13 protein-coding genes are annotated in these 12,818 nt (G+C 63.6%); 7 read left to right on the forward strand and 6 right to left on the reverse strand.

Annotated features, from left to right (window positions below):
• The first annotated feature begins 9 nt into the window (after window positions 1-9).
• The 4 genes from bhcB (at window position 10) to ACP159_RS00020 (ending at window position 4,049) form a co-directional block, all read left to right on the forward strand.
• Window positions 10-972: a beta-hydroxyaspartate dehydratase BhcB gene (gene bhcB, locus ACP159_RS00005; protein ID WP_425098181.1), complete on the forward strand. Its 963-nt coding sequence runs from the start codon at window positions 10-12 to the stop codon at window positions 970-972.
• Between the two features lie 11 nt (window positions 973-983).
• Window positions 984-2,150 carry a 3-hydroxy-D-aspartate aldolase BhcC gene (gene bhcC / locus ACP159_RS00010; RefSeq protein ID WP_425097552.1) on the forward strand — a complete coding sequence of 389 codons (1,167 nt, stop codon included), beginning with the start codon at window positions 984-986 and terminating at the stop codon, window positions 2,148-2,150.
• A gap of 125 nt (window positions 2,151-2,275) precedes the next feature.
• On the forward strand, window positions 2,276-3,241 hold the full coding sequence (gene bhcD, locus ACP159_RS00015) for an iminosuccinate reductase BhcD (RefSeq protein ID WP_425097554.1): 966 nt from the start codon (window positions 2,276-2,278) through the stop codon (window positions 3,239-3,241).
• A 187-nt stretch (window positions 3,242-3,428) separates the two neighbouring features.
• The gene (locus tag ACP159_RS00020; RefSeq protein ID WP_425097555.1) at window positions 3,429-4,049 is read left to right on the forward strand and encodes a VPLPA-CTERM sorting domain-containing protein; all 621 of its coding nucleotides are present in this window, start codon (window positions 3,429-3,431) and stop codon (window positions 4,047-4,049) included.
• A gap of 63 nt (window positions 4,050-4,112) precedes the next feature.
• On the opposite strand, the gene ACP159_RS00025 is transcribed toward ACP159_RS00020, so the two are convergent.
• Genes ACP159_RS00025 through puuE form a run of 3 tightly spaced genes read right to left on the reverse strand, consistent with a single transcriptional unit; the run spans window position 4,113 to window position 7,475 of the window.
• Entirely contained in the window at window positions 4,113-5,528 is a 1,416-nt protein-coding gene (locus ACP159_RS00025) for a uracil-xanthine permease family protein (protein WP_425097556.1), read from the reverse strand.
• Between the two features lie 52 nt (window positions 5,529-5,580).
• Window positions 5,581-6,066 carry an ureidoglycolate lyase gene (locus tag ACP159_RS00030; RefSeq protein ID WP_425097557.1) on the reverse strand — a complete coding sequence of 162 codons (486 nt, stop codon included), beginning with the start codon at window positions 6,064-6,066 and terminating at the stop codon, window positions 5,581-5,583.
• Entirely contained in the window at window positions 6,063-7,475 is a 1,413-nt protein-coding gene (gene puuE / locus ACP159_RS00035) for an allantoinase PuuE (RefSeq protein ID WP_425097558.1), read from the reverse strand. The genes ACP159_RS00030 and puuE overlap by 4 nt, the downstream gene beginning before the upstream one ends.
• 150 nt (window positions 7,476-7,625) lie before the next feature.
• Here puuE and uraH point away from each other — a divergent pair, with 150 nt between their 5' ends.
• On the forward strand, window positions 7,626-7,982 hold the full coding sequence (gene uraH / locus ACP159_RS00040; protein ID WP_425097559.1) for a hydroxyisourate hydrolase: 357 nt from the start codon (window positions 7,626-7,628) through the stop codon (window positions 7,980-7,982).
• A gap of 175 nt (window positions 7,983-8,157) precedes the next feature.
• On the opposite strand, the gene ACP159_RS00045 is transcribed toward uraH, so the two are convergent.
• Window positions 8,158-8,583 carry a tetratricopeptide repeat protein gene (locus ACP159_RS00045; RefSeq protein WP_425097560.1) on the reverse strand — a complete coding sequence of 142 codons (426 nt, stop codon included), beginning with the start codon at window positions 8,581-8,583 and terminating at the stop codon, window positions 8,158-8,160.
• 161 nt (window positions 8,584-8,744) lie between these two features.
• A complete protein-coding gene (locus ACP159_RS00050) occupies window positions 8,745-9,650 on the reverse strand; it encodes a LysR family transcriptional regulator (protein ID WP_425097561.1) in 906 nt (301 codons plus the stop codon).
• Window positions 9,651-9,752: 102 nt separating this feature from the next.
• Here ACP159_RS00050 and ACP159_RS00055 point away from each other — a divergent pair, with 102 nt between their 5' ends.
• Window positions 9,753-10,988: a urate hydroxylase PuuD gene (locus tag ACP159_RS00055; RefSeq protein WP_425097562.1), complete on the forward strand. Its 1,236-nt coding sequence runs from the start codon at window positions 9,753-9,755 to the stop codon at window positions 10,986-10,988.
• A gap of 61 nt (window positions 10,989-11,049) precedes the next feature.
• On the opposite strand, the gene ACP159_RS00060 is transcribed toward ACP159_RS00055, so the two are convergent.
• On the reverse strand, window positions 11,050-12,252 hold the full coding sequence (locus ACP159_RS00060) for a M24 family metallopeptidase (protein ID WP_425097563.1): 1,203 nt from the start codon (window positions 12,250-12,252) through the stop codon (window positions 11,050-11,052).
• Between the two features lie 287 nt (window positions 12,253-12,539).
• Here ACP159_RS00060 and ACP159_RS00065 point away from each other — a divergent pair, with 287 nt between their 5' ends.
• Window positions 12,540-12,818: a hypothetical protein gene (locus tag ACP159_RS00065; RefSeq protein ID WP_425097564.1), complete on the forward strand. Its 279-nt coding sequence runs from the start codon at window positions 12,540-12,542 to the stop codon at window positions 12,816-12,818.

Here is a 12,818-nt window from a genome sequence, read left to right on the forward strand (position 1 = left end):
GGCCGCGGCATGAAGGACCTTCTGGACATCCCGACCTATGACGACATGCTTGCCGCGCATGGACGGATCAAGCCGCATATCCGGCGCACGCCGGTGCGGGTCTCGGATTACCTGAACGATCTGGCCGGCTGTCAGCTTTTCTTCAAATGCGAGAACTTCCAGGAACCCGGCGCCTTCAAGGTGCGCGGGGCCTGCAACGCGGTCTTCGGGCTGGACGACGCGCGGGCGGCCAAGGGCGTGGCGACGCATTCCAGCGGCAACCATGCGTCCTGCCTCAGCTACGCGGCCATGCTGCGGGGCATTCCCTGCAACGTCGTCATGCCGCGCACCGCGCCGCAGGCCAAGAAGGACACGGTGCGGCGCTACGGCGGCGTGATCACGGAATGCGAGCCGTCGACGAGCAGCCGGGAGGCGACCTTTGCAGAGGTGCAGGCCCGGACAGGCGGCGACTTCGTCCATCCCTACAACGATCCGCGTGTGATCGCGGGGCAGGGCACCTGTTCCAAGGAGTTCATGGAGCAGACCGACGGGCTGGACATGGTGGTCGCGCCGATCGGCGGCGGCGGCATGATCTCGGGCACCTGCCTGACGCTGGCGACGCTCGCCCCCGAATGCCAAGTCATCGCGGCGGAACCGGAACAGGCGGACGACGCGTTTCGCAGCTTCAAGGCGGGGCACATCATCGCCGATGACGCGCCGAAGACCATCGCGGACGGGCTGTTGGTGCCACTCAAGGACCTGACATGGCACTTCGTCCGGACCCACGTGAGCGAGATCTACACGGCCTCCGATCCGGAAATCGTCGACGCGATGAAGCTGATCTGGAAACATCTGCGCATCGTCATGGAACCGTCGAGCGCGGTGCCCCTGGCCACCATCCTGAAGAACCCCGACGCCTTCCGCGGCAAGCGCGTGGGCATCATCATCACCGGCGGAAACGTCGATCTGGATAAATTGCCCTGGATGGGCTGAGGAGATTTCCGATGAAAGACCTGACCAATTTCGACCTCTACGAGGTGGGTTATGACATTCCGGCCAAGCCCGGCATGGACGCCGCCGACATCCAGACCCCCGCGCTGGTGCTGGACCTCGACGCGCTGGAGCGCAACGTCCGCAAGATGGGCGATTATGCCAAGGCGCACGGAATGCGCCATCGGGCGCACGGCAAGATGCACAAGTCGGTGGACGTGCTGAAGCTTCAGATGGATCTGGGCGGCGCGATCGGCGTCTGCTGCCAGAAAGTGTCCGAAGCCGAGGTCTTTGCCCGCGCGGGTATCAAGGAAATCCTCGTGTCGAACCAGGTGCGCGACCCGGCCAAGATCGCGCGGCTGGCGCAGCTGCCGAAGATCAGCGGCGGCGAGGTGATCGTTTGCGTGGATGACGTCGCCAATATTGCCGACCTGTCGGCGGCGGCGGTCACGGCAGGCACGACCCTTGGCGTCTTCGTGGAAATCGACTGCGGCGCGGGGCGCTGCGGCGTAACCACCACGCCTGCGGTGGTCGAGATCGCAAAGGCGGCCGTCGCGGCGGGCAACCTGATTTATCGCGGGATTCAGGCCTATCAGGGCGCGATGCAGCACATGGACGATTTCGGCGCGCGCAAGGCCAGGATCGACGCGGCCATCGCGCAGGTGCAGGACGCGGTCGACGCGCTGAAGGCCGAAGGGATCGACACCGATCTGGTGTCGGGTGGTGGCACCGGGTCCTATTGCTTCGAGTCGACTTCCGGCCTGTATAACGAACTGCAATGCGGGTCCTACGCCTTCATGGACGCGGATTACGGCCGCATTCTGGACAAGGACGGCCAGCGCATCGACGCGGGCGAATGGGAAAACGCGTTCTTCATCCTGACCAGCGTGATGAGCCACGCCAAGCCCGACAAGGCGATCTGCGACGCCGGTCTCAAGGCGCAATCCGTCGACAGCGGCCTGCCGGTCATCTACGGGCGCGACGACGTGGAATATGTCAAATGCTCGGACGAGCATGGTGTGATTGCCGATCCGAATGCCGTGCTGAAGGTGGGTGAAAAGCTGCGCCTCGTGCCCGGTCATTGCGACCCGACCGCCAATGTCCACGACTGGTACGTCGGTGTTCGAAACGGCAAGGTCGAATGCGTCTGGCCTGTTTCGGCCCGCGGCAAGGCCTATTGAGCGCCGACAGGGGGTGCGAGGGGCCAGCCCCTCGCTCTCCCCGGGGTATTTGCACCAAGAAGAAGCAGGGACTCGGTCCCGGATGACGTCTTGGGTGGGCGTCGCAGTTTGAAGGACACCATATCATGTGGATCGTACCGGAACGGGTCATCGCCGATCTGATGACCCGCGAGGCGGCGTTCGACGCCGTCGAACAGGTTTTTGCCGCGATGGCGGCGGGGGCGGCGCGCAACTTTCCCGTGGTGCGCGAAGCCCTGGGGCACGAGGACGCGCTCTACGGGTTCAAGGGCGGCTTCGATGGCGCAGGCCAGGTGCTGGGGCTGAAGGCCGGGGGCTACTGGCCGCACAACATGGACCGCCGGGGGCTGATCAATCACCAGTCGACGGTGTTCCTGTTCGATCCCGACACGGGCCAGCCTACGGCGATGGTCGGGGGCAACCTGTTGACGGCGCTGCGCACGGCGGCGGCATCCTCGGTGTCGATCCGGCATCTGGCACGACCGGACGCGCGGGTGCTGGGGATGATCGGCGCGGGGCACCAGGCGACGTTCCAGTTACGCGCCGCGCTGGAACAGCGCCCGTTCGAAAAGGTGATCGCCTGGAACCGGAGCGCGACGCGGCTGGACAGTTTGCGGGTGGTTGCCGAAGAAGCCGGCGTCCCGTTCGAATCGGTCCCGCTGGAGGGGATGCGGGAAGCGGATGTGATCGTCACGATCACCAGCGCCTTTGCGCCGTCGCTGCTGGCCGATCACGTGTCAGACGGCACCCATATCGCCTGCATGGGCACCGATACGGTCGGCAAGCAGGAGGTCGAGTCGTCGCTGCTGGGGCGGGCCACGGTGTTCACTGATGAAGTGGCGCAAAGCGTCACCATCGGCGAGGCGCAACATGCCGTTGCAGAAGGCCTGATCCGCGCGGCGAACATTACCCCGCTCGGAGCAGTCATCAACGGCACGCGTCCGGGGCGGGTTTCGGACCGACAGATCACGCTGTTCGACGGCACCGGCGTCGGACTGCAGGATCTGGCCGTCGCCTCGGCGGTGGTGGACCGCGCCATTGCGCAGGGCATCGCCATCGAGGTCGAGTTCTGAGCAGCGCCGCCGCCAAATTGCCGCACCTTGCCACTCGGGGTTGATAACTCCGATCCACCGCCCCCGATAAGGCGTATTTTCAGCCTTTTTTTCCCGTTTGCCTTCGGAATCCCGGAAAACCGCGCTACGCTCTCCCTAGGGCCGCGTGGACCCTTGCGGCCCGAAACGCATATTCGGGGGATTCTTCATGAAACGTATTCGCTCACTGGTCGCGGCAGTCCTGTCGTTCGCCGCCGTCAGCACGGCGCAGGCTGGTACAGTCAACATCACCATCACCGAGGAAGCCGGCGGCGTCCGGCTCACGGGCAGCGGGACCTTCGATTTCAGCGGCCTGTCTCTCGCCATCGACAACGGCGGCATGGGGAACGCCGGGCTGATCGACCCGGCAGGCGGCGGGCTGATGTCCGGCGGGATCGGGAGCTTTGTCGGGTTTGCTCTGGATTTCTACTATTTCAACAACCCCTTCCCCGCCTTCGGCACCGGCTCGCCCTATGGCGGGACCTTCTCGGACGGGGATGTCTTTGGCTTCATGTTCCTGTCCACCTCCGCTGGCACCGGGGATTTCCTCATGCTACCCGCCAATTCCAACGACCTGCCGGTGCCGGTCATCGCGCTGGACTTCGAGACTATCTACGGCAGTGACAGCTATGCCACGCGCGGCATCACACCCGGCAGCTACAGCGCATCGCTGAACGGCAACACGGTCAACCTGACCGTCGTGAGCCCTGTGCCGCTTCCGGCGGCGGGTGGCCTGTTGCTTGCGGGACTGGGCGCGCTCGGCCTGAAACGCCGTCGCCGCAAAGGCTGAGCCCGGCACACAAAAAAGCCTCCGCCCATTGGCGGAGGCTATCGTTTTGCGGTCAGGCTTGGATCACTCCCCCGGCAGGCTCCCGGCGCCGTGGCCGGCCATGCCGCCGTTGACCTCTTCCGTCGCCTCGTCCGACAGCTCCTCCGGCAGGACGAGGTTGAGCACGATGGCGATGAAGGCCGCAGGCAGGATGCCCGAAGTGGCGAGCACCTTCACCGTGGCGGGCAGGTATTGCAGCGCGTCCGGCTCCAGTTGCAGGCCGAGGCCGAGCGACAGGGCGATGGCGAAGATCACCATGTTGCGGCGGTTCCAGTTGACGTCCGACAGCATCGAGATGCCCGCTGCCACGACCATGCCGAACATCACGATCACGCCGCCGCCGAGCACTTCGATCGGAACGGAGGAAATGATCGCGCCGATCTTCGGCACGAGGCCGCAGACGATCAGGAAGATCCCGCCGATGGTCACCACAGTGCGGCTCATCACGCCGGTCATGGCGATCAGGCCGACGTTCTGGCTGAACGAGGTGTTCGGCAACGCACCGAACAGGCCGGAGACCGCGGTGCCGAGACCATCCGCGAAGGTCGCGCCGCGGATCTCGACATCGGTGGCTTCCCGGCCCGCGCCGCCCTTGGTGATCCCGGAGACGTCACCGACGGTTTCGATGGCGGAGACCACGCCCATGGCGCAGAAGCCGATGATCGCGGCGACGGAGAATTCCAGCCCGAAGTGCAGCGGGTTCGGCAGCGCGAAGTTGGCGGCGCGGCCCACGTTCCCAAGATTCACCTGACCCAGCACGAAGGCGAGCGCATATCCGACCAGCAGGCCGATGAGCACGGCGGAAACAGAAAGCATCCCCTTGGTGAAAAACTTCAGCCCCAGCGTCACGACGATCACCGTCCCGGCCATCAGCCAGTTGATGCCGCTGCCGTATTCCGGCGTGCCAATGGCAGGCACACCCCCGGCGGCGTACTGAATGCCGACCTTGACCAGCGCGAGGCCGATCATGGTGACGACCAGGCCGGTCACCAGCGGCGGCAGGGCAAAGCGCAGCCGGCCGATGAAGAAGCCGAGCGAGGCGTGGAACAGGCCGCCGACGAGGATGCCGCCCATAAGAACGGCGATGGATTCGACACCCTTCCCCGCAACCAGCGGGATCATGATCGGGATGAAGGCGAAGGACGTGCCCTGCACGATGGGCAGGCGGGCGCCGACCGGGCCGAAGCCGATGGACTGGAACAGCGTGGCGATACCCGCGAAGAACATCGACATCTGGATCATGTAGATCATCTGCGGGAAGTCGGGCGAGTTGGAGCCGAAGCCGAAGCCCGCCGCACCGCAGACGATGATCGCGGGCGTCACGTTGGACACGAACATGGCGAGGACATGCTGGATGCCCAGCGGTACCGCCTTGGCCAGCGGTGGCGTGTAATTCGGGTCGCGGAGTTGCTCCGGTGTCCCGATGGAAGCGTCTGTCATTCTTCTGTCCTCTCTGTTGTGCGGGTGCCGGCTCCTCCTCCGGCAGCCCTGTTCACGTGTCGATGGTGTACGGCTCGTCGAGCCAGTGCTCCTCCAGGTTGTCGCCCGCTCCGATGCGGTCGATCACGGCGAAAAGCCCGGACCCGGAGAGCGGCGTCAGCACGCCATGCCAGGCGTTCCGGTGGAAATTGATGCCCTGCCCCGGTTCGGTCAGGAAGGCCTGCGGCGTGCCCGGCTTGCCACCATCGTCCGGGGCGACGATGACAAGGAAGGCATCCATGGACATGGGCAGGAAGGCTTGAGAGCCGAGCGGGTGCCGTTCCAGCAGGTCGAGGGTGTAGGGCAGCGTGCGCAACTCCGCCTTGAACAGGCTGATCCCCGCCGTGCCGCCATCGGTGAAGTCGAGCGTGGCGCGGTCGTGATACCGCCCGCACAGGCCTTGATTGATGAGTTTGTCCGGAGCACCGCTGGTATCGAGCACCTCGCCAAAGGGGGCAAAGGCCTCGGCGGTCAGGGGCTGGATCGTGATCCGGCTCATGCGCCCAGCTTCTCGATCAGCCGCAGTTCGGCGATGCGTTCGACCTGCTTGCAGGCTTCGGCGAATTCCGTGGCGCGGTCATTCCCGATCCGGCGTTGGAAGGCTGCAAGAATGCCAGCCTTGGTGTTGTCCTTCACCGCGATGATGAAGGGGAAGCCGAACTTTTCCGTGTACCGGTCGTTCAGGTCGGTGAAGCTGGCGCGTTCCGCGTCCGTCAGCAGGTTCAGCCCGGCGCTGGCCTGCTCATTGGTGGACTCAGCCGTCAGCCGCCCGGCGGCGGCGAGTTTCCCGGCAAGGTCGGGGTGGGCCGTCAGGACGCCAAGCCTTTGCTCCTCTGACGCGGACCGGAACACGCGGGCAAGGGCGTTATGCACACCCGCCGCGCTGTCGGAATAGGTCCCGAGTTCCCCGGCGTGGGCCGTTTCGGCAATCCAGGGGGAATGCTCGAAGATGCCGCCGAATTCCCGGACAAAGGTGTCGCGGTCCATCTGCGAAGGGCGCAGGCCGGTCGGCGCGGGATGCTCTGCCGCCCAGTGGTCGGCGATCTGCTCGCGGGTGGCGAACCAGACACCCTCGTGCGAGGACATGTACTCCATGACCCGCTTCAAGGCGGCCATCCGGCTCGGACGCCCGATCAGACGGCAATGCAGGCCAATCGACATCATCTTTGGCGCGCCTGCCTGCCCCTCGGCATAGAGCACATCGAAGGCATCGCGCACCATCGCTTCGAAATCCGCGCCCTGCGTGTAGCCCGCCTGAATGGCGAAGCGCATGTCGTTGCAATCCATGGTGTAAGGCACGATGAGTTGCTGCTTGCCGCCAGCCTCCATCCAGTACGGCAGATCGTCGGAATAACTGTCTGCGATATAGGCGAGGTCCGCCTCCTCGGCGGCCAGCGGGATGGTGTTCATCGAACAGCGCCCGGTGTACCAGCCGCGCGGCGGCTCTCCGACAACCTCGGTGTGCAGACGGATCGCCTCGCGGATCTGCTTGCGCTCCTCCTCGGCGGGCATGTCCTTGTGCTCGACCCATTTCAGGCCGTGTGAGGCGATCTCCCACCCCGCATCCTTCATCGCCTTCACCTGTTCCGGCGCCCGCGCCAAGGCAGTGGCGACGCCGTAGACGGTGATCGGCGTGTCCTTCAATAGGGAATGCACCCGCCAGAACCCGGCCCGCGAGCCGTATTCATAGATGGTTTCCATGTTCCAGTGCCGCATCCCCGGCCAGGGCGCCGCGCCGGTGATCTCGGACAGGAAGCCTTCGGAGGCCGCATCGCCGTGCAAGATGTTGTTCTCGCCCCCCTCTTCGTAGTTCAGCACGATCTGCACGGCGATCTTCGCGCCGCCGGGCCAATTCGCGTTCGGGATATTCGGGCCATAGCCGGCCATGTCACGGGGGTAGCGTATCACTTGACTTTCCTTCTGCTTGCGCCGTTCATAAACCAGAAAATGCCGGCGGTTTTTCAAATTCTTTTTGAAAGAGCCTTCTGGCACGGGTGCTTTGCCCTCGTCAGACGGAACCGCTTAATAAGGGCGCAGCTATGACAGGAGAGCTTATCCATGACCGGCTATCTGACAACGCATGTTCTTGATACGGCGCGGGGATGCCCGGCGGAAGGCATCCGGATCGCGCTCTACCGCGTCTCGGGCAATTCGCACAAAAAGCTGGCAGAGACAGTAACGAATGCCGATGGCCGCACGGATTCCCCGATCCTGCCGGAAGGCAGGTTCAAGACCGGGACCTACGAATTGGTGTTCTTCGCCGGGGACTACCTGCGCGCGTCAGGCCAGGTGGAGGGGGACATCCTCTTCCTTGACGAAGTCCCGATCCGCTTCGGCGTGTCGGACCCGGAGGCGCATTACCATGTGCCGCTGCTGCTCTCGCCCTATGGGATGAGCACCTATCGGGGGAGTTGATACGGCGTGAACAGACGTGTCGCCGTTTTCAAAGTGCCACTTTTTCCGTCACGGTCCGAGCAATAGCCCGCCGTTCGCTGGTCTGTGATTGAACAGCAGGAAAGCGGACCAAGCACTATTTCGCTGAGGCTGCGCAAACGGCCTCTTTGGAAATCATGAAAGCTGATAGCGCCTTCTATCTGTCGGCCTCGACCACCGACACCCACAGTATAAGCGTGTTGCGGTCTTCCAATTGAACCATGCGTTGGTGGAGTTCCTGCTCCCACGGTCCCGCCTTTGCCCGTGCGTCGCGCAAGGCTTTCTCAAACGCTTCAACAGCTTTCTCTGGTTTTCCAATTTGAGCGAGCGCGATCCCTCTTTCGAGTTCGATGCGGCTCCCTTTTGCCCGTTCGAGAGATGAGAATTTCATCCAAGCGGCAGCGGCGAGTGAAATGTTGCAGAACCGAAGCTTCTTGGTTCCCTCATAGCGATCATTCCGACACGCTCCGGCCATCAATCCTGCGGTCATTCCGCTCAGCCAAACGCCAAGAAAAGCCCATACAAAGATTGCGGCGGCCCAAGTCTTAAACTTTGTTTTTTGCATGACGGTGGGCGTTTCCATACATCTTGGTATCAAGCGCCCGAAATACGGCAAGCTCAAGAACAGCCTTTCGTGCGTTGTGCAGCATCGGTCAAACAGCTCGAATTAGAAGTTCGCTGCACAAGCAGCGCTTTTGCGGTCGCATCTCATCCCGGAGAGTTTGCCGCTACGCGGACCGGGCCTTACCCACGCACCTTCCCCGCGATCCGTTCGATCATGAACTCCATGAACAGCCGCGTCTTGGGGTCTTGCCTGCGGCGGTGTGTGAAGAGACAGGCCATCTGGACCGGCTCCGGCGGGGTTTTTGTCGCCACCGGGACCAAGGCCCCCGAGGCGAGGTGGTCGGCAATCTCGAAGATCGGTTTCAGCGCCACCCCCTGCCCCGCCAAAGCCCAATCCGTCAGCACATCCCCATCGTCACACTCATAGCGCCCGGACACCCGGAACCGTTTGGGTCCGTTTTCAGTACTCAGCAGCCATTGGAACTCTGTGGCCCCCGGAAAACGCAGGCTGAGGCATTCGTGCTTGCCATCGAGCAGGTCCTCACCGCTCTCCGGCATACCCCGCCGCGCGATGTAGTCCGGCGCGGCGCAAAGCACGCGCGGGACATCGGCGATCTTGCGGATGCGCAGGGTGCTGTCCTCCGGCTGGCCGAGGAAGAAGGCGAGGTCGAGCCCCTCGGTGGTCAGGTCTACCTTCCGGTCCGTCAGTCTGAGCCGAACGCTGACCTCCGGGTAATCCTCCAGAAACGCCGGCACCTGTGGCGCGATCAGCCTGCGGCCGACTCCCAAAGGGGCGGCGACATACAAGGACCCGCGCAGGTTCTCCGTGATGTTGGCAATCTGCGCCTCCGCGCCTTCGATTGCCTCCAGAATGTCCGTCGCCCCGCGATAGAAACTCTTGCCCTGCTCCGTCGGCGTCAGACTCCGCGTCGTCCGCTGGAACAGCCGCACCCCCAGATGCTCCTCCAGCTGCGAGATTCGAGAAGACGTGACCGCCGGAGAAATCCGCAGATCGCGCCCGGCAGCGGACATGCTGCCCAATTCATAGACACGAACGAAGGTGCGGATGTTGTCGATGTAGGACATTCTTCGGAAATTTTTGATGCTGCTTGGCTTTTGCCAGCGATAGCAGAGTAAATGGGAGTCGCCTAGTCTGGCGTCCGAGACAGAGCTTCAGGAGACCCGCGCATGTACGATCTGGCAATCATCTGGGACTGGATCGCGTTCAGCGTCCGCTGGCTGCATGTGATCACCGCCATGGCATGGATCGGTGCGTCCTTCTATTTCATCGCGCTGGACCTGATGCTGAAGCCGAACGACGCGTTGCCGGACGGGGCATATGGAGAGGAATGGGAGGTGCACGGAGGCGGGTTTTACCACACGGTGAAATACCTCGTGGCCCCGGCGCGGATGCCCGAGCACCTGACCTGGCACAAGTGGCAGAGTTATACGACATGGCTTTCGGGGGCGGCGCTCCTGATGATCGTCTATTGGGTCGGCGGGGAGTTGTTCCTGATCGACCCGACGAAGGCCGATCTGGCACTGTGGCAGGCGATCCTGATCTCCGCCGCCTCGCTGACCATCGGCTGGCTGATCTATGACGCGCTGTGCAAGTCGGCCTTGAGCGAACAGCCGACGCTGCTCATGCTGTTGCTCTTCTTCATGCTGGTGATTATGGCCTGGGGCTACAACCAGATCTTCACCGGGCGCGCGGCCCTGCTGCACCTCGGCGCGTTCACGGCGACGATCATGACCGCCAATGTCTTCTTCCAGATCATGCCGAACCAGCGCATCGTGGTCGCGGACCTCAAGGCGGGCCGGACGCCGGATGCCAAGTACGGCAAGATCGCCAAGGTGCGCTCGACCCACAACAACTACCTGACCCTGCCCGTCGTCTTCCTGATGTTGTCGAACCACTACCCGCTGGCCTTCGCGACCGAATATTCATGGATCATCGCCTCGCTGATCTTCCTGACCGGCGTGACCATCCGGCATTACTTCAACACCATGCACAAGACCGGAAGCGGGCCGCACTGGACCTGGGCCGTGACGGTGCTGCTGATGGTGGTGATCGCCTGGCTGTCTACGGCGCGGGGGGGCGAGACCTACGAGGAGTCCGAGGCGCGGGCGCTGACGCCTTACGAGGAGAAATACGCCTCTGCGGAGGGCTTCGAGGACGCCTATTACGCCGTGGTCGGCAACTGCTCCATGTGCCATTCCCGCGAGCCCTCTTACGAGGGTATCCGCTGGGCGCCGAAGGATGTCCTGCTCGAAACCGAAGCTGATGTCGCCCGCCATGCCTCGCAAATCTACCTGCACGCGGGCCTGAGCCACGCCATGCCGCCGCCCAACGCCATCCAGATGGACCCTGAGGCGCGGGAGCTGATCGTGGCCTGGGTCCGGGAAGTGCGCGGGATCCAGTAGCGCGGGATCCGGGATCTTTCAAAGATCCCGGACCGATTTCCTTTCAGGAAATCGCCCCCGCCTAGCCGACGACGTTGAAGTCCGGACCATAGGGATATTTCGTGATATCCTCGTTGCCGTCCTCGGTGATGACGAGGATGTCATGCTCGCGGTAACCGCCCGCCCCCGGCTGGCCCTCCGGGATCGTCAGCATCGGTTCCATGGAAATCACCATGCCCGGCTCCAGCACCGTGTCGATGTCCTCGCGCAGTTCCAGACCCGCCTCGCGCCCGTAGTAATGGGACAGCACGCCGAAGGAATGGCCATAGCCGAAAGTGCGATACTGCAACAGGTCGCGCTCCGCGAAGAAGGCGTTGATCTTCTGCGTCACATCCGAGCATTTCGCCCCCGGCACCAGCAAGGACATGCCGTATTCATGTGCGGCGACGTTGGCGTCCCAGATCGCACGGGACGCGTCGTCCACCTCGCCCACGAACAAGGTCCGCTCCAGAGCGGTGTAATAGCCAGAGATCATCGGGAAGGTATTCAACGACAGGATATCACCCCGCTGCAGCACCCGCCCCGTGACCGGGTTGTGTGCGCCGTCGGTGTTGATGCCGGACTGGAACCAGACCCAGGTGTCGCGATACTCCGCATTCGGAAAGCGCTTCGCGATCTCCAGTTCCATCGCATCGCGCCCCGCCATGGCCACGTCGATCTCTCGCACGCCTTCCCGGATGGCGTCCCGGATGGCATAGCCACCGACATCGGCCACCTGCGCACCATGACGGATCAGGGCAATCTCCGCCTCGGACTTGTGCATCCGCTGCAGCATGGTCGTCGGCGCGATATCGAGCGAGACGGACGGCTTCAGGAAATCCTCCATCAGATCACGCTGCACCAGCGTCATGTGATCGCCCTCGTAGCCGATCACCCGGCCCTCGCCGGTCACCGACAGGATCGCCCGCCAGTAGTTGTTCCGCTGCCAGTCGGTATAGGTGATGTTGTCGCCATGACACCGCCGCCACGGCTGCGCCGCGTCGATGCCGGCGCTGATTGTGACGCTCTCGGTCTCGGTAACCACCAGTCCGTAAGGGCGGCCAAAGCTGCAATAGAGGAAGCCGGAATAATAGGCGATGTTGTGCATGGAGGTGAAGACGCAGGCCTCCACGCCAAGCGCTTCCATGCGCTCGCGCAACTCGGCGAGCCGGGCGTCGTATTCCTCGGAGGCGAAGGGCAACACGCGGTCGCCCTGATGAAAGCGGTAGAATTCGGGACGGTGCATCGGACTTTCCTTCTCGATGCGTCGTCTTGGGGAGCCCTCCCCGCGACGACGGAAAAGCAACCCCGGCGTTCAGGATGGGTAAGTGGGCGCGTGAAACACGCTGGCGACGCCATCGCCTGCCCTGTCGTCTTCTATGGCGCAGGAAAAGCTGTCCGGCAAGCATCATGAACGCCGCCGCCTGCGGCAGGTCTGCCATAGCGGATAACCTGTGCATCGTGGCGGGCTTGCGGGAACCGCCCGGCGGTGCAACGGTGCGGAAAACACGGATTAACCGGATCGGACCGACCATGCCCAGGACCCTGACTTTCCTCGCCCTTCCCCTCGCCCTGCTGGGTCTTGCCGCCTGCGAGACCGTGCCCGCCGAAGACGGCGCGCCGACCGGCGGTATCGTGACCGTTCCGGAGTCCGTCTCGTCCATTGCCGCGCCGTTCCAGGACCTGACGACGGCGCGGATCAATCCGACCGATGGCTGCTACTGGTACACCCACAAGGGTCCAGTGGAGACGACGCAGCTGCCGCTGCGGACCAGTGCCGGAAACCCGATCTGCATCCGTCCGCAGAGCTGA

It is taken from the genome of Tropicibacter sp. S64 (genome assembly GCF_049803835.1).
In the GTDB taxonomy this organism is placed as follows: Bacteria; Pseudomonadota; Alphaproteobacteria; order Rhodobacterales; family Rhodobacteraceae; genus Pacificoceanicola.

Bases quoted from the DNA above. Each gene is read 5' to 3' on its own strand.
- ACP159_RS00025 (WP_425097556.1), bottom strand. From the start codon at position 5,528: ATGACAGACGCTTCCATCGGGACACCGGAGCAACTCCGCGACCCGAAT.
- bhcD (WP_425097554.1), top strand. From the start codon at position 2,276: ATGTGGATCGTACCGGAACGGGTCATCGCCGATCTGATGACCCGCGAG.
- ACP159_RS00020 (WP_425097555.1), top strand. From the start codon at position 3,429: ATGAAACGTATTCGCTCACTGGTCGCGGCAGTCCTGTCGTTCGCCGCC.
- ACP159_RS00045 (WP_425097560.1), bottom strand. From the start codon at position 8,583: ATGGAAACGCCCACCGTCATGCAAAAAACAAAGTTTAAGACTTGGGCC.
- bhcB (WP_425098181.1), top strand. From the start codon at position 10: ATGAAGGACCTTCTGGACATCCCGACCTATGACGACATGCTTGCCGCG.
- uraH (WP_425097559.1), top strand. From the start codon at position 7,626: ATGACCGGCTATCTGACAACGCATGTTCTTGATACGGCGCGGGGATGC.
- ACP159_RS00055 (WP_425097562.1), top strand. From the start codon at position 9,753: ATGTACGATCTGGCAATCATCTGGGACTGGATCGCGTTCAGCGTCCGC.
- bhcC (WP_425097552.1), top strand. From the start codon at position 984: ATGAAAGACCTGACCAATTTCGACCTCTACGAGGTGGGTTATGACATT.
- ACP159_RS00060 (WP_425097563.1), bottom strand. From the start codon at position 12,252: ATGCACCGTCCCGAATTCTACCGCTTTCATCAGGGCGACCGCGTGTTG.
- ACP159_RS00030 (WP_425097557.1), bottom strand. From the start codon at position 6,066: ATGAGCCGGATCACGATCCAGCCCCTGACCGCCGAGGCCTTTGCCCCC.
- ACP159_RS00065 (WP_425097564.1), top strand. From the start codon at position 12,540: ATGCCCAGGACCCTGACTTTCCTCGCCCTTCCCCTCGCCCTGCTGGGT.
- ACP159_RS00050 (WP_425097561.1), bottom strand. From the start codon at position 9,650: ATGTCCTACATCGACAACATCCGCACCTTCGTTCGTGTCTATGAATTG.